Genomic DNA, 16,368 nt, shown 5'->3' on the forward strand with positions numbered 1-16,368 from the left:
TTATTCCCCCTTGAGCATCGTCCAAAACTGATCGAAAAGATACATATTGTCATCCGGTCCCGGCGATGCCTCCGGGTGGTACTGTACCGAGAAAATCGGCAGGTCTTTGTGGCGCATGCCCTCGACCGTGCCGTCGTTGACATTGATATGCGTGACTTCAAGCGGCAGATCCTTGAGCGATTCCTCGTCGACGGCATAGCCGTGGTTCTGGGAGGAAATCTGCACGCGGCCCGTCAAGAGGTTCTTTACGGGCTGGTTGCAGCCGCGGTGGCCGAACTTGAGCTTATAGGTCTTTGCGCCCAAGGAACGCGCGAGCAGCTGATGGCCAAGGCAGATGCCAAAAATCGGTTTCTTGCCGATGAGCTTTTTGATTTCGGCGACGATTTCCGGAACGTCAGCCGGGTCGCCAGGGCCATTCGAGAGGAAAATGCCGTCCGGCTGCAAAGCCAGGACTTCTTCTGCTGTCGTATGGGCCGGCACCACCGTGAGCTTGCAGCCAAGGTCGTGCAGCGATTTTAAGATATTCTGCTTGACGCCAAAGTCCATGGCGACGACATGCGGTGCATCAGCGGCCTCGGCCTCCATGGTGTATGCCTCAGGCGTCGTGACTTCCATGACCACATCCTTCTTGATGGGCACGGCGAAGAGCTCATCGATCTCGGTCTGGGCGGCGTCCTCGGACACGATGATGCCCTTCATGGTGCCGGCCGAGCGGATCTTGCGGGTTACGGCGCGGGTGTCCACGTCGTAGAGGCACGGAACGCCCTGCTTCGTCAAGAAGTCTGCAAGGCTCGTCTCATAGTGCCAGTTGCTGCCCATCTCGCAAAGCTCGCCGATGACGAAGCCGTTGACAAAAGATTTACGCGACTGCATGAAAAGGTCCGCGATACCGTAGTTGCCGACCATCGGGTACGTGAGCGTCAGGATCTGACGGCAGTAGGATGGGTCGGTCAGGCTTTCCTGATAGCCCGTCATGCCAGTATTGAAAACAACCTCACCGGTTGCCTTGATGTTATTCAAAAGTTTGCCGTGGAAAACGGTACCGTCCTCCAGGATCAATTTACCTTTCATGAAATCACCTCATATATTTAAAGAACTTCGCCATCCTGCATGACAATCTTGCCAGCAACGACCGTCAGTACCGCTTTGCCTTTGAGCTCGCGGCCGATGAACGGACTATGGCTGCCCTTCGTGTAGAATTTCTTTTCGTCAACCGTCCAGGTAAGCTCGGGATCGATGACCGTGATGTCGGCGTTCTTGCCAACTGCCAGCGTACCAGCATCCATGCCGAATACCTTAGCCGGCTCACAGGTCATCTTGGAAACGATGGTCGTAAGGTCAAGTTTTCCCTGATGATATAGATCCGTCAGCATAATGCCCAGCGACGTCTCAAGGCCTGGGAAACCGCTCGGTGCATAGATGTACTCGCGGTCCTTGTCCTCCTGCGCATGCGGGGAATGGTCGGTGACAATCGCGTCAATGGTGCCGTCTTTCAAGCCTTCGAGCAGTGCCTCGCAGTCTTTCTGAGCGCGCAGCGGCGGATTGATTTTCGTTGACGTGTCAAACAGGTTGACGCATTCGTCGGTCATGGTCAGATGCTGCGGCGTGACTTCGCAGGTGACGCGCACGCCGCGTTTCTTGGCCTGTCGTACGATGTCCACGGCGCGGGCCGAGCTGATATGGGCCACATGGACGCGGGAACCAGCGTACTCGGCCAGCATGATGTCGCGGGCTACGGCGATATCCTCCGCGACCGTCGGACGCCCTTTGAGGCCGAGCATTGCACTGCGATGGCCTTCGTTCATGACGCCGTCTTCGACGAGCGACGTCTCTTCGTCGTGGTTGACAATGACCTTGTCAAACGTATGCAGATAGTCAAAGGCATTCAGGAGGACTTTGGCCTTCTGGTCGTAATGGCCGTCATCGGAGAAGGCCACGGCCCCAGCTTCGATCATATCGCCAAGCTCAGCGAGCTCTTTGCCTTCCTGCCCCTTCGTCACGGCACCGATGATTTTCACATGGACTTTGGCGACATCCTCGGCGCGTTTCTCGAGGCTGCGTACCATGGCGGCATCGTCGACTGCCGGTTTCGTATTCGGCATCGTGCAGACCGTCGTAAAACCGCCAGCTGCCGCAGCATTGGCGCCCGATTCAAAGTCCTCTTTGGCCTCCTGGCCCGGCTCACGGAAATGTACATGCAGGTCGATGAGGCCCGGCGTCACGACTTTGCCCGTGGCATCGTAGACCTCTGCCCCAGCAGCTTCCAGGTTTTCGCCGATTGCCTTTATCTTGCCATCCTCGACGAGTACATCGGCGATTTTATCGAATTTCTCGGCCGGATTGATGACACGGCCGCCTTTTATCAAAAGTTTCATTCCTGTTTTCCTCCCGTCAATACCAAGGTAAAGAGTGCCATGCGGACTGCGACACCATTCTGGACCTGTTCCTGAATGGCTGAGTTGTCACCATAGGCAGTGAACGGAGAAATTTCCCAGCCCTTGTTCATGGGGCCCGGATGCAGGATGAGCACATCGTCTTTGGCGAGCTTCAGGCGCATGTCGTTGAGGCCGAAGATGCGCGCATACTCACGCGTCGTCGGGAACAAGCCGCCCTTCATGCGCTCGAGCTGGATGCGCAGCACCTCGATGACATCAGCATTGGCAATGGCATCTTCGATGCGCTCGTGGACAATGACGCCCGGCTCCTGATAGAGGAAGCGCGGAATCAGCGTCTTCGGCCCTGCGATATGGACTTCCATGCCCATCTTGCGCATGCCGTAGATATCCGAGCGCGCCACACGGCTGTGCAGCACATCGCCGATGATGGCGACCTTGAGCCCCTCGAGATGTCCCTTGTGCTCCTGGATCGTGAAGAGATTCAGCAGGCCCTGGGACGGATGTGCATGCGCACCATCGCCGGCGTTCAGGATCACAGGGCTTACGACGCGGGCGGCATATTCAGCGGCACCCTCGGCCTTATGGCGCATAACGATGGCATCGACGCCCATGGCCTCCACCGTGTAGAGGGTATCGCGCAGGCTCTCGCCCTTGACGATGGAGCTGGTACCCGCCGTGATATTTACCACATCGGCACCGAGGTATTTGCCGGCCAGCTCGAACGACGTGCGCGTGCGCGTGCTCGGCTCGTAAAACAGCGTGACAATGGATTTTCCGCGCAGTGTCGGTACCTTCTTGATATCGCGGTGGATGATATTCTTCATTTCCTTCGCGGTCTCAAGTACGAGACGAATCTCCTCCGGGCTGAAATCCTCCAGGCCCAGGACGTTCTTGCCTCGCAAGGATACATTATTTTTTCCCAAGTCAATCACTCCTTAACATGTTGACAATCATAATTATACATTACTTATGCATAAACTTTCAAGGGATATCCATTGCCTTTTTGTCGCGCCTAGCAAAAAAGGGGCTCTCCTATGCGTATGCATAAGAAAGCCCCAGCTTTACGATAAACTTATAGCGTTGTATATTGCTTCCCTTATGCGCATCGCGGTACGCATTTTAAAAGGTAATGTATTCTCTTGTCCTTGAGCAGCTCTCGTCTGCTTTGTTTATCATTATAACTTGACATGTCAAGAAATGCAAGGCAAAAGTCAAAAATTTCAAGGACATATGACCTTATTTTTCGCTTGGAGTGGACAAATCAAACATTTCCGGTCTGTACCGCCCAGCAAATATAAGCAAAACCCGCCAGCTGCAACAGGATGATAAGCGGTATGCCATAGCGGAATTTGATGTGCTGCGTCTTATGACGGAACAGCTGGATGGCTGCAAGCGCTCCGATGCTGCCGCCCATAAAAGCCAGGCCGAGCAATGTAAACTCCGGTACACGCCACCACTGGCGCATAGCACAGAGCTTGTCGGCACCATAGACAATAACCGCGATGACGTTGATGCTGACAAAGTACCAAATGACGAGATTATACCATTGAATATCCATAGATTCCTCCTAAAAGTTGCTGCTCTTAGCGTGCGGCCGACACACAGTTGCGTCCGCGATGCTTTGCTTTATACAGTTCTTCGTCGAGACGGCCATAGAGGCCATCGAGCGTATCGCTGCTGCCCGCCACCGTCACGCCCAGGCTTGCCGTGACATGCCGGCCGTCGGGAAGCCTGGTATCTGCCTCGATGCGCTGGCGGATGCGCTCGGCCACCATGATCGCGTCATCGATATGGCAGCCCGGCAGCACGAGCATGAATTCCTCGCCGCCCCAGCGGCCCACGAAGTCCGAGCTGCGCAGGGCATTCTGCATGATCTTGGCCACCTGCCGCAGTACCTCATCGCCAGCCTCGTGCCCGAACGTATCATTGATATGCTTGAAGTGATCGAGGTCGACCATGATTGCACCCAGATGAAGATCGCTGCTCGTATCGCTGCGCTCAATCTCATTCATCAGGATCTGCTCGACAGCCCCGCGATTCAAAAGCCCCGTGAGCCGGTCGGTATCCGCCAGCAGCGTCAGCGCCTGATTGGCCTGCTCGAGCTCGGCACTGGTGACCGAAACGAAATGCGCCAGCCCCGTAATCAGCGAAATGCGTTCGTCGTGAAACGAGAGTTTCTGCGGGGAAGGTATCGCTGCTGGAGCAGCTGCGGGCTGCCCCTCGCGGAAACAGATCGTCACCAGCGAGCCATTCAGCAGATGTACCTGGGAATGCCCGTCAAAGCGTTGCAGCTCCCCATACGTATAGAAGCCCGCCGAAGGAGCGATATCACGGAACGGCTGCAGCTCGATGCGCACATCATCGCGCAGATACATGCGCCGGACAATGCACGAAAAGAGCAGGATGCCTTCGGGCTGGAAATTTCGCAGCCCTTCGATATTACAGAAGCCCTCCTGCAGCATATTGATGGGATCGCCATAGCCCAGCCGCACATGTTCCCCCAGGGAAAAATCGCCGCCAAAGCGCATGGAACCATTGGCCTGATAAGAAATCGCCATGCGCGCCACGGGCTGCTCATCACGCTCGATCATCACCGGGAACGGAAGGATTGCACGGAAGAATTTTTCGCCCGGTGCAATGCCAAGATACTTCTCATAAAGCGATACGACGGGTTTATGGTTGACCTGCGTAACCACATTGCAGCAGTCCATGCCGGTGATAACCGCCTCGGCTCCCAATGGCTTCCAGCCATTATACGATTTGACACGGATATGGAGGTCTTGCCCGCGGAACAGGATGACAAGGATGCCCTGATTGGTATAGGACGTCCCATCAAAAACGCAGGTGTATTCATCGTTGACATATGAAGATTTATTGATATACGAATCCGATGAACCGCCAAAGACCGGCACTTCCTCCGGAAGGCCCGACAGCACATCGGTAAAGACATGGATATCGCCAAGCGTCTTGAGCGTCGTCAGGATGCCCACACCAGCTAACGGCTCTCCTTCTAAAAGTTCCGGCAACATCTCTGCCGCCTCATCCATCGTAAGCTGGCCGCAGTCAAAAAGATGGACCGCCACGCTTGCCCGCGCAAAGACCAGGAAACTTACCTGTATGGAATCCAGCCGCAGCTCGCCATTCACAATCTCGCCCGATGAGGTGCAGCCAGCAATCCGCGCCGCCGGCAGCCGCGCATGGATGGCTTGCGTCATCGTCTCGATGTGCTCCGTCTTGTCATCGGCAGAGAATATCAGGCACAGGATCGATTCATATTCCGGCGGGCATTCCTGCGCGAATTGCTCCAGACAGGCTCCGATTCTGCTCGCATCCTGCAGGTTATACGGGAATAATCGCATACTAAGCTCATTCCTTTTCCACAATATTCCTAACAAACATTCCAATCACCATATAATTTCGTCATTCTTGGCAAAAATCCTTGTTGCGCTGGCAAAAGAAAACGAGCTGCAGACCAAGTGCAGCTCGCAATCCCAGCGTATCCAATCAAATGACCGACGGAACGAATTCTTCCTCGGCATATCCATAACGTGCCGTGACACGGTAGATCAGGCGGTCATCCTCGGCGCTGCGGATTGTGATATGATCGAGATCCCGCAGCATCGCCTTGATATCCATGACGGCAGCCATGCTGCTGATATAATCAAAGGCCTGCTCCAGACTTATCTTCTGGCGTTCCGGCTCTTTGGCCCCTTCATGATAGACTTCCATCGTTACCGGAATCTCTCCGTTGACCGGAGCACGGCAAAGCTTCGGTTCCCAAGCGTTGGTGATTTTCTTGACACACTCGATTTGTTCTATTTGTTCCATATTGTGCATAACACCCCCAACCACGGATAATTTCATTGCCCGATTGTATTAGTTATATTTATCTTATCAGTATGAAATCATATGGTCAATGTTATATTATACACTTTTTTGGCGTTTTTTGTATAAAAAATCAAATATTAAATGGTGCAAAGAGTTTCTTCATATAGTTGAATCCCTTGGTGATGGTCTTGATGAGGGGCTCCATCGTCTTGGGCTGGCGGATGACCAGTTGCATGACCTTGCGCCGCAGGCTGCGGTACTCAGCATCGAAGATGCGCAGCTGCTCCTCCATCTCCATCTCCACCGAGACGGAGGGGATGGAAGAGGGCTGGAGTTCCGAGGCCCGGCCGGTGATCTTGACCACATCGCCGCGGAACGGGATGTAGACCTCCTCGCCGCATTCCTTCTGGATGCGGCTCTTCAAGGCCTCCTGCCCCTGGGCTTCACCATGGACAATGAATACCTTTGCCGGCTTAGGGCTCTGGAATTTATCGATCCAATCCATGAGCTGATTGGCATCGGCATGCGCCGAAAAGCCATCGAGCATCTGGATCTGCGCCTTGACGGCCACTTCCTCGCCGAGTACGCGCACGCGCTTGATGCCGTCGACCAGGCGCCGCCCCAGGCTGCCCTCGGCCTGATAGCCGACAAACAGGATGGTGGACTCCGGCCGCCAGAGATTGTGCTTCAGATGGTGCAGGATACGGCCTGCATCGGCCATGCCCGAGGCCGAGATGATGATCTGCGAGCTTTCGGAGCTGTTCAGCGCTCGCGACTCCTCCGCCGTCTCACAGATGCGGACCTGCGGGAACTCGATCATCTTGCCGCTCTGCCCGAACATCCTGACAGCTTCTTCGTCAAAATCCTGGAAGTTCTGCATGAAGATGCGCGTGGCATTGATGGCCAGCGGGCTGTCGAGCACGATGGGGATGTCCCCATCCAGCCGCCCGCTCTTCCAGAGGTTGTAAAAATAGTAGAGCAAGGTCTGGGTACGGCCGACGGAAAAGGACGGGATGACCAGATTGCCGCCGCGGTCCATCGTGTCGTTGACGATCTCCAGCAGCGCTGTCTCCTTGTCGTAGATCTGATGGACGCGGTCGCCATAGGTCGACTCGACGACAAGGAAGTCTGCCCCCGTAAGCACCGTGGGATCTTTGATGATGGGCTGATCCGGCTGGCCGAGGTCCCCCGAGAAAACGAGCTTTGTCGTCTTGCCATCTTCGTTGACAACGATCTCGACAATAGCTGAACCTAAGATATGGCCCGCATCGTAGAAGGTCACATCGATGTGGTCAGCCAGGGAGAATTTCACCTGATAGGGCATCGGCACGAAGTGCTCGATGGCCGCCTCGGCATCCTCCATGGAGTAGATGGGCTGCACAGGCGTCTCGCCCCGCCGCTGGTTCTTGCGGTTCGTGAGCTCCGCATCATACTCCTGGATATGGGCCGAGTCTGGCAGCATGATGCGCGCCAGGTCACAGGTCGCCTTCGTAGCATAGACGCTGCCCGAGAACCCCTCCCGCACGAGTTTCGGGATCAAGCCGCAATGGTCGATATGCGCGTGGGTCAGCAGCACCGCGTCGATCTCTGCCGGACTGAAATCAAATTCCTCGAAGTTCAGGTCACGGATGCGCCGTGAGCCCTGGAACATGCCGCAATCGATCAGATACTTGTTCTCCCGCGAAGAAAGCAAATAGCAGGACCCTGTTACCGTATGTGCTGCACCTAAGAATTCCAACCGCATAACGATCCTCTCCTTCCCTATCTAGTGCAATAAAACCTTCAATGTCTGCATGAGCTTGGGGATATCGATAGGTTTTGCCAAATGGCCATTCATCCCTGCCGCCAGTGCATTATCCACATCCTCCTTGAATGCATTTGCCGTCATGGCCAGAATCGGGATTCCTGCCTGCCGCTTGTCGGGCAGGCGGCGGATATAGCGCGTCGTCTCATAGCCATCCATATGGGGCATCTGGATATCCATCAGGATGAGGTCATAGCTTCCGGGCAATGCTGCCTGCAGCTTTTCGGCACATATCCGCCCGTCCTGTGCCCAGTCGACCTTGCAGCCAACCTCTGTGAGCAGCGCGATGACAATCTCTGCATTGAGCTCGTTGTCCTCTGCCAGCAGGATATGGCGGCCGGCCAGCTGCGCATCGTCGCTGCGCTTCATGCTCTGCTGCTCGATTTCAGCCGCCGTCCCGATGCGATGCGGCAGACGGACAGTCACCGTCGTCCCCTCGCCCAGAGTGCTCGCAATAGAAATGGTTCCGCCCAGCAGCCCGACCAGCCGCTTGACTATTGCCAGCCCGAGCCCTGTGCCCTGCACACCGTTGGTCGAGGACGTCCGTTCACGGGCAAACTGATCGAACGCATGCTGCAAGAACTCCCTGGTCATGCCGACGCCTGTATCGCGGGTCACCACTTCGATGATACATTCCCCGCTTTTTCTGCCAGGCAGCTCACGCAAGCACGCTACGATGCGGCCGCCAGGCGGCGTGTATTTTATGGCATTGCCGATGATATTGATGAAGATTTCCGACACATGGGTCTTGTCCACATAGAGATAGCGATGCTGAAAATCATTGTGTTTCTCAAAGGTCAGCTGCTTCTCCGCGATCTGCACATCGAAAATGGTCGTCGAGAGCCGCAAATACTCCTGCATATCGACCAGCTGCTCATCAATGACAATCCGATTGTTTTCGATGCGGGCCATCTCGAGCACATCATTGAGGATGGACAGCAGCTGATTGCTGGCCGAAAGGATCTTCGCCCGGCACTTGGCCTGCTTGGCAAGGTCCTCCGGCGCCCGATCGGCCATTTCCGTAAAGCCGATGATGGCATTGAGCGGCGTACGGATATCATGGCTCATGTTGAACAGGAATCTTGATTTGGCTTCGTTGGCAGCTTCCGCCGCCTTGCGCGCCGCATCGAGCTCACGCTGCTTTTCCTGCTCCTGCTGGATCGTGGATTCGATATTGCGGAACCCACAGATAAAGTATTCATAGCTATCCGCATCTGCATCCTTGATATAGCAGCATTGATAATGCTGCCGTTTGCCCTCATAGGTCAGCCGCGTATAATTCAGCGTATAGATCTTATCCTTGCATACTTTATCGCGCAAATTGCCCAAATGCCAATTGCGGCGCATCTCCTCACGCTGTTCAGGAACGATAACGCGGTCGATATACTCGTTCGTGATCTTGTAATAATCCTTGCCCTTGAGCGCTTTGATAAAGGCATTTGTCGTCTCGGAATTGCTGTTGTTCATCACCATGGAGACCGTCTCCGTCCGCGCATCTACGAGCCAGACAGAGCTGTATTCCTTGGACAGGCCGCGCAGAAGCACACTGCGCTGCTCGAGCTCCGACATGAGCTTCTGCTGGCGTCGCAAATCCTGGTCGATATTTTCGAACGCAAAGATAAGCTTGCGCCGTTCATCAAAGGCCGCGATTCTAAGTTGATAATAGACAAGGGTATCGTCACGCAATGTACGATAGGAGTAAACGATCTGTCCTTCGCGGTCCAGGCGGTCAAAGATATACTTCCGCGACAGGAAACGCCGCATCCCGGCCTGATCTTCCGCATACACCATGGTATCGATATAAGTACGGAACACATCATAGGCGACAGGCCGCTGCCGCAAAAAGCGGGCAAACTTTTCGCTGACATGGCTGATCCAAAGCGGATAGACCCGCGCATCAGCAACGTTCACATAGACGATAGAAGAATAGCTTTCGGAAAGGACACTGGCAATCTCGGCTGTGATATGTTCACGTGCCTTTTCATTTTCGATATCCTCTACCGCATAAAGTACGCGCAGCAGCGGTTCCTCCTCATCGATGCGGATGAAACAGGCCCGCCGCCATTGGAATTGCTTATTGCGGAAAACGACCGCGATCTGCCGTTTATCCTGCAGGCGGCTGGCAAGCGTACCGAGCGTCACGAAGTCAAGCATCTGCTGCAGATAGTCGGGGGCTACGACCTGCCGTATAATCTCATAGAACTGTTCCTGGAACGCCGCCCCTGCCCCCATTTCCTGCAAGGGGAAATCCGTCTTGACCGTCTCGCTGGCCAGCGTCGTCAGATCGATGACCTGCAGCGATATATAAAGGTCCGACAGCGCCGACAGGATAGCCCGCAGTTCCTTTCCTTCCTTCTTCATGACACCCTCCTTCCACATCTCCTATAACGAATATTCGCCATCCTGCCAGCAACTTCCTCCTCGCCGTATTTTTTCCACTACAAAAGCCTTCCCGCATACAGGGAAGGCTTTCCGTTTGCTTTTGTTCTGCTTTACTCTTCGCCGAGCATGCGGACCTCTGGCTGCAGCTCAACGCCATGCTTTTCCTTGACGCGGCGCTGCACCTCATGGATAAGGTTCACCACATCGGCTGCCGTCGCACCGCCGGCATTGACGACAAACCCGGCATGCTTCGTCGATACCTGTGCACCGCCGACCGTCAGGCCCTTGAGCCCCGTCTGGTCGATTAGCGTGCCCGCAAAATACCCTTCGGGACGCTTGAACGTGCTGCCAGCACTTGGCATCTCCAGCGGCTGCTTGCTCTCGCGCCGCTGGGTGTAGTCGGCGATCTTCGCGCGGATTTCCTGCTCGTCGCCTGGCTGCAATTGCAGCTCGACCTCGCAGATGGCTTCGCCATTTGTCTGGAAGACGCTGTGGCGGTAGCCAAGCTCGAGCTCATCCTTGGAAAACTCGTGGATGTTGCCCTCAGCATCTACGGCCCGCACGCAGTCGGCTACATTCTTCGTCTCGCCATCGTAAGCACCGGCGTTCATGAAGACCGCGCCGCCGATGCTGCCGGGGATGCCGCAGGCATACTCGAGACCAGTCAGGCCATGGGCCGCTGCGCACTCGGAGACATCCTTCAGCAGCGCACCGGCACCGGCGATGATGCGCGTGCCCTCGCAGCGGATCGAGGACATCGGCTCCGCGAACTTCACCACTACGCCGCGGATGCCCTTGTCGCGCACCAGCATGTTCGAGCCGTTGCCCAAGAGCGTAAGGGGCAGCTTGTATTCCTTGACCAGTTTCAAGATGCGCTGCGTCTCGGCCATATTGGCCGGAAAGATCAGGCAGTCAGCCGGGCCGCCGATCTCAAAGGTCGTATGCAGGCGCATCGGTTCATCGAGCAGCACCTGCTCAGCCTGCAGGAACTCACGGCAGGCGGCAACGAAATTCTTATCTATCAATGTATTCATTCCCATCTATTCTATCCAGCAGTAACTCGCAAGGCCTCAAGCCTGTTTCCACATGCGCAGGCCCGGGCCGTTCTCGGCCAGATTGGCAAAGTCCATCTGGCGCATGGCCTCATAGGCAACGATTGCCACGGCATTGGAAAGGTTCAGCGACCGCGCCTCGGCGATCATCGGAATGCGCACGCAGTTCTCCCAGTTCGCATCAAGGATTGTCTCGGGGATACCTGCCGACTCCTTGCCGAAGACCAGCATGTCATCCTCCGTGTAGTGAACCTCCGTATGCGCACGCGGCGCCTTGGTCGACAGATAATAGAAATTATGCCCGTGATACATCGCGAGTACCTCATCGAAGTTCTCATGATAATGCACCTTGACCAGATGCCAGTAGTCAAGACCGGCACGCTTCAGATATTTATCGTCCGTCGAGAATCCCAGCGGCTTGACCAGATGCAGCTCGATGCCCGTCGCTGCGCAGAGACGGGCGATGTTGCCCGTATTGCCAGGGATTTCCGGCTCTATCAATACTATATGCAATCTATACACCTCAAACTATCGTTTTCAACGTTCCCTATTATAGCGAATTCCCTCAACAAATACAAGCCTTCCCGCAAAGGGAAGGCTTGTAGTGCTTTGTCTGGTCAGACTGGGCGGCCAGCTTGACTTGTCAGGAGTTGACTTGTCAAGCTGACTTGTCAACGTTATCTGAGTACAGCACCAGTGCTGGCCGATGTGGTGAGTTTTGCATATCTTGACAGATAGCCATGCTTGATCTTGGGCTCCGGCTGCTGCCAGCGGGCCTTGCGCGCAGCGAGCTCCTCGTCGCTGACTTTGAGCTCGAGCCTGCGGTTCGGGATGTCGATGACGATGATATCGCCGTCCTCGATCAGGGCAATCGGGCCGCCTTCCATGGCCTCCGGTGAGACATGGCCGACACAGGCGCCCTGGCTGGCACCGCTGAAACGGCCATCGGTTATGAGGCCGACCTTTAGCCCGCGGCCCGTGATGACAGCCGTCGGGTTTAGCATCTCCTGCATACCCGGGCCGCCCTTCGGGCCCTCGTAGCGGATGACCACGACATCGCCATCGACGATCTCGCCGGCCATGATGGCATCGCAGGCCTCAGTCTCCGAGTTGTAGCACTTGGCTTTGCCCTCATAAGTCAGCATATCTTCCTTGACGGCCGATGCCTTGACGACAGCATAGTCCGGCGCCAGATTGCCCTTGAGGATCGCGATGCCGCCTTCCTTGCGGTACGGCTCTTCGACGCTATGGATGACCTTGCGGTCAAGCACCTTGGCATCCTTGATGCGGTCGCCCATCGGCCCCGTGACCGTCAGCGCATCGAGGTGGATGAGGTCTTTCTTCGCGAGCTCATGCATGACGGCCGAGATGCCGCCGGCCTCGTCAAGGTCGACCATATGATGCGTTCCGGCCGGGCTGAGTTTCGTGATATACGGCGTGCGACGCGAAATCTCATCAAACAGCGGCGCCGGAATCTCGATGCCCGCCTCGTGAGCGATCGCCGTCAGATGCAGTACCGTATTCGACGAGCCGCCGATGCCCATATCAACCGTAATCGCATTTTCAAAGGCCTTGCGCGTCAGGATGTCGCGCGGCTTGATATCCTTTTCGATGAGATCCATGATGACAGCACCCGCGCGCTTGGCCAGCAGGCGGCGTGCGCCCGTGTAGGCAGCGGGAATCGTGCCATTGCCCGGCAGGGCCATGCCCAGGACCTCCGAGAGCGAATTCATCGTATTGGCTGTGAACAATCCCGCACAGGAACCGCAGCCCGGGCAGCATTTTGCCTCAAGCTCCTCCATCTCCTCAGCTGCCATCTCGCCGGCAGCAAACTTGCCTGCCGCCTCAAAGGCCTGGCTGACGCTGACATCACGGCCATGGAAGCGACCCGGCAGCATCGGACCGCCCGAGACGACGACACAGGGGATATTGAGACGGGCGGCTGCCATCAGCATGCCTGGCACGACCTTATCGCAGTTCGGAATCAGCACGAGACCGTCAAAACCAGACGCCATAGCGACAGACTCCACGGAATCGGCGATGAGCTCGCGGCTGGCCAGCGAATATTTCATGCCCGTATGGCCCATAGCAATACCATCGCAGACACCGATGGCAGGAAACTCCACCGGCGTACCACCGGCCGCAGCGACACCGAGCTTGGCCGCCTCTGCGATTTCGCGCAGATGGATATGGCCAGGAATGATTTCATTGAAGGAATTGCAGATGCCGATCAACGGTTTGCGCAAATCCTCAGGGCCATAGCCATTCGCATGAAACAGGGAACGATGGGCACAGCGCGTAGCGCCTCTTTTGACGATGTCACTTCTCATTTTTCAACTCTCCTAATCTGCGATAGATTTTGTCTTTTGTATCAATACATTTGCCGACAATATATCGTTACATAGTTACAATTCTACTGCATACATGCGATTAATTCAAGCAATTTACGTTAAATAATTTACAGAGTTACATGCACAAGATACCCGGCGGCTCAAAATTCGATGCCGATCTGGGCCTTTATGCCCTGCGTATACGGATGCTTGATTTCCTTCATCTCGGTCACAAGGTCTGCCTGCTCGATGACCTTCGGGGCTGCATCACGTCCCGTCAGCACGACGTGCAGCTCGGGCGGACGGCAGGCGAGCAAATCGAGTACCTGCTGCTCCGTGATCAGATCGAACTTGACGGCATAATTTATCTCATCGAGAATGACAAGGTCGTACTTACCGCCCGTAATCGCTTCCCTGGCCATCGCAAGTGCATCAGCTGCCGCCTGCAAATGCTCAGCCTGCTCATGGGCATCGGTATTTGTGAAACCAAGCCCGCACTGGCGGATTTCGATGCGGCCATCCGCAGCCGCAAGCGTCTCGATGGTCTTCAATTCCCCGTACTTCCAGCCGCCCTTGATGAATTGCAGTATAAGGACGCGAAAACCATCTCCCCAGGCGCGGACGGCCAGGCCGAGCGCCGCCGTTGTCTTGCCTTTGCCATTTCCCGTATGAACGATGACTAAACCGTGCTTTTCCATACCTATCACCTCAGAAATATGATATAATAAACAGCGTACATTTTTGTACCTTTACTATTTTACGCTAATTTTTGAAGAAAATCCTGCTATCTGGTGTTATATATGAAGAAATTTTTCCTTTTTGTGTTTATCATTTTTTGTTTTACAGCGTTTTCCGCTTTCATGGCCGAAAAGACCGATTTGCTCGGTCTGCGCAATATGACCTTGCAGACCTCGTTCCACGAAACCGATGGCCATATGGTGTTATCGTGGGACCCGCTGCCCTATCCTTGCTTTTACAAGGTAGAGACCTATTCGCGCACGACCGGTCTTGTAGAAGGCGAGCCGGAGTATCACTTCTTTGCGAGCGGGTATACGTTCGATTCGACGTTTGAGGTGCCGCGCAGCGGCATCCCGACGACCTACCGCGTCACGGCTTATGGCATGTTCGGCCAGCTTACGCCGCCGTCCGAGCCGATCGACAATCCCATCTACGCGAAGGCACCGGCTTCACCGGTCACCATCTATCACTATACCGAGGACCATCCGGCCAGCCTCATGCCGTTCCTCGTCTGGCATGCCATCCCGAATGCCGTCTGCTACGAGGTCGAGCTGCTCGCAGGCAAGCCGGCCCAGGAGGGCGGCATCACGCATGACAAGGCCAACCACCTCGAGAGCACCAACCAGATCTTTACGAATGGCTGGCAGGCCGACCTCAAGAAGTATGCCAACCGCAAATTCATCTACTGGCGCGTGCGCGCGCTCGATATCCATCACAATCCCATGGGCGAATTCTCCAAGGCCGAGGAACTGCATATCAATCCTGACCTGCCGCAGCCTACGGCCCCGCTGCCCAACACCTTTGACCAGATGCCGAACTTCCAGATGCCGGTCTATCCGGTCTACCAGTGGATCCCGCTGCACGATGCCGCCCGCTATGAAGTCGAGCTTTTGATCCATCCGCCAGCTGAGGCGCATGGCACGACGGCCGATGCCGATGCGGTCTGGCGCAATACGGTAAGCGGCGCGGCCTGCTACGATGAATATGCACGCCCCTATGCCGGCGACTACTACTGGCGCGTGCGCGCTGTCAACCAGCAGGGCTATACGTTAGGCACCTGGTCCGATACCGAGCATTTCACGATGCCCGAGCTGCCTGAGCGCGTCCCCGTCGCTGTGCTCGGCGACAGCATCACCCATGGCGGCGGTGCCGTCTCGAACTCACCAGCCGCGCTCGAGTACAGCTATACGACCTATTTTGACTTCCCGTATCTGAATCTCGGCCGCAGCGGTGACACGTCAAAGATGACCCTTGACCGCTTCGACAGCGATGTCCTGCCGTTCCGCCCCTTGAACCTGCTGATCCTTACAGGCACCAACAGCCTGCGCTCGACCACGATCAGTGCTGAGTCCGTAGTCAATGATCTGGCGACTATCCGCGATAAATGCCTCAAGAACGATATCCGGCCGATTTTCCTGACCCTGATGCCGGTCAATCCCCCCAATATCCAGCTCGCTTTCCAGGCACCGACCGATCCGAACTGGCAGAAGAAACTCGCCCGCATCAATGGCTGGATCCGCCAGCAGGATTACTACATCGACCTTGAACCCTATTTCTATGACCCGACGCACCGCTTCATGGACAACAAATTCTCGGTTGACGGACTGCATCCCGATATTCTCGGCAAGCAGCTCATGGGCGAAATCATCAATATGAACCAAAATAAATTCTTAAAATGAAGCAATTTCATTTCATAGCGAACATAATTGTTTCCAATTATTTACAAAAATCATATTGACACGTCAAATAATCCTGCGTATACTTACACACATGCTGCTTTTTATGGATCATCCGAGCATCCCGGCAGCATGGTATGTGGGAAAAAAGATGTACTAAGG

13 protein-coding genes are annotated in these 16,368 nt (G+C 55.4%); 1 reads left to right on the top strand and 12 read right to left on the bottom strand.

Going from position 1 to position 16,368, the window contains the following annotated elements; translation table 11 throughout:
- The 12 genes from carA to cobO all read right to left on the bottom strand — a co-directional run bounded on the left by carA (nucleotide 1) and on the right by cobO (nucleotide 14,490).
- Complete coding sequence (gene carA, locus FZ041_RS04605) at nucleotides 1–1,071, bottom strand: glutamine-hydrolyzing carbamoyl-phosphate synthase small subunit (protein ID WP_149188705.1); 1,071 nt, start codon at nucleotides 1,069–1,071, stop codon at nucleotides 1–3.
- 17 nt (nucleotides 1,072–1,088) lie between these two features.
- Complete coding sequence (locus tag FZ041_RS04610; RefSeq protein ID WP_149188706.1) at nucleotides 1,089–2,375, bottom strand: dihydroorotase; 1,287 nt, start codon at nucleotides 2,373–2,375, stop codon at nucleotides 1,089–1,091.
- Complete coding sequence (locus FZ041_RS04615) at nucleotides 2,372–3,319, bottom strand: aspartate carbamoyltransferase catalytic subunit (protein ID WP_075444751.1); 948 nt, start codon at nucleotides 3,317–3,319, stop codon at nucleotides 2,372–2,374. Before FZ041_RS04615 ends, FZ041_RS04610 begins: the two co-directional genes overlap by 4 nt.
- 338 nt (nucleotides 3,320–3,657) lie before the next feature.
- Nucleotides 3,658–3,954, bottom strand: a complete 297-nt coding sequence (locus FZ041_RS04620; protein WP_075444753.1) for a DUF1294 domain-containing protein — start codon at nucleotides 3,952–3,954, stop codon at nucleotides 3,658–3,660.
- A gap of 25 nt (nucleotides 3,955–3,979) precedes the next feature.
- Complete coding sequence (locus tag FZ041_RS04625) at nucleotides 3,980–5,755, bottom strand: sensor domain-containing diguanylate cyclase (RefSeq protein ID WP_149188707.1); 1,776 nt, start codon at nucleotides 5,753–5,755, stop codon at nucleotides 3,980–3,982.
- Nucleotides 5,756–5,900: 145 nt separating this feature from the next.
- On the bottom strand, nucleotides 5,901–6,224 hold the full coding sequence (locus FZ041_RS04630) for a hypothetical protein (protein WP_149188708.1): 324 nt from the start codon (nucleotides 6,222–6,224) through the stop codon (nucleotides 5,901–5,903).
- A gap of 130 nt (nucleotides 6,225–6,354) precedes the next feature.
- On the bottom strand, nucleotides 6,355–7,968 hold the full coding sequence (locus tag FZ041_RS04635; protein WP_075444759.1) for an MBL fold metallo-hydrolase RNA specificity domain-containing protein: 1,614 nt from the start codon (nucleotides 7,966–7,968) through the stop codon (nucleotides 6,355–6,357).
- A gap of 21 nt (nucleotides 7,969–7,989) precedes the next feature.
- On the bottom strand, nucleotides 7,990–10,389 hold the full coding sequence (locus FZ041_RS04640; RefSeq protein WP_187626312.1) for a hybrid sensor histidine kinase/response regulator: 2,400 nt from the start codon (nucleotides 10,387–10,389) through the stop codon (nucleotides 7,990–7,992).
- A gap of 131 nt (nucleotides 10,390–10,520) precedes the next feature.
- Nucleotides 10,521–11,450 carry a UDP-N-acetylmuramate dehydrogenase gene (gene murB / locus FZ041_RS04645; protein ID WP_439653962.1) on the bottom strand — a complete coding sequence of 310 codons (930 nt, stop codon included), beginning with the start codon at nucleotides 11,448–11,450 and terminating at the stop codon, nucleotides 10,521–10,523.
- A 30-nt stretch (nucleotides 11,451–11,480) separates the two neighbouring features.
- Nucleotides 11,481–11,975: a tRNA (uridine(34)/cytosine(34)/5-carboxymethylaminomethyluridine(34)-2'-O)-methyltransferase TrmL gene (trmL, locus tag FZ041_RS04650; protein ID WP_149188711.1), complete on the bottom strand. Its 495-nt coding sequence runs from the start codon at nucleotides 11,973–11,975 to the stop codon at nucleotides 11,481–11,483.
- A 164-nt stretch (nucleotides 11,976–12,139) separates the two neighbouring features.
- Nucleotides 12,140–13,792 carry a dihydroxy-acid dehydratase gene (ilvD, locus tag FZ041_RS04655; protein ID WP_149188712.1) on the bottom strand — a complete coding sequence of 551 codons (1,653 nt, stop codon included), beginning with the start codon at nucleotides 13,790–13,792 and terminating at the stop codon, nucleotides 12,140–12,142.
- 161 nt (nucleotides 13,793–13,953) lie between these two features.
- Nucleotides 13,954–14,490 (bottom strand): cob(I)yrinic acid a,c-diamide adenosyltransferase, encoded by a 537-nt coding sequence (cobO, locus tag FZ041_RS04660; RefSeq protein WP_149188713.1) that lies wholly within the window; start codon nucleotides 14,488–14,490, stop codon nucleotides 13,954–13,956.
- 102 nt (nucleotides 14,491–14,592) lie between these two features.
- On the opposite strand from cobO, the gene FZ041_RS04665 reads away from it, so the two are divergent.
- The gene (locus FZ041_RS04665) at nucleotides 14,593–16,209 is read left to right on the top strand and encodes an SGNH/GDSL hydrolase family protein (RefSeq protein WP_149188714.1); all 1,617 of its coding nucleotides are present in this window, start codon (nucleotides 14,593–14,595) and stop codon (nucleotides 16,207–16,209) included.
- The last annotated feature ends 159 nt before the right edge of the window (nucleotides 16,210–16,368 follow it).

Origin of the sequence: Pseudoselenomonas caprae (genome assembly GCF_008271345.1) — a bacterium.
Taxonomy (GTDB): Bacteria; Bacillota; Negativicutes; order Selenomonadales; family Selenomonadaceae; genus Selenomonas_A; species Selenomonas_A caprae.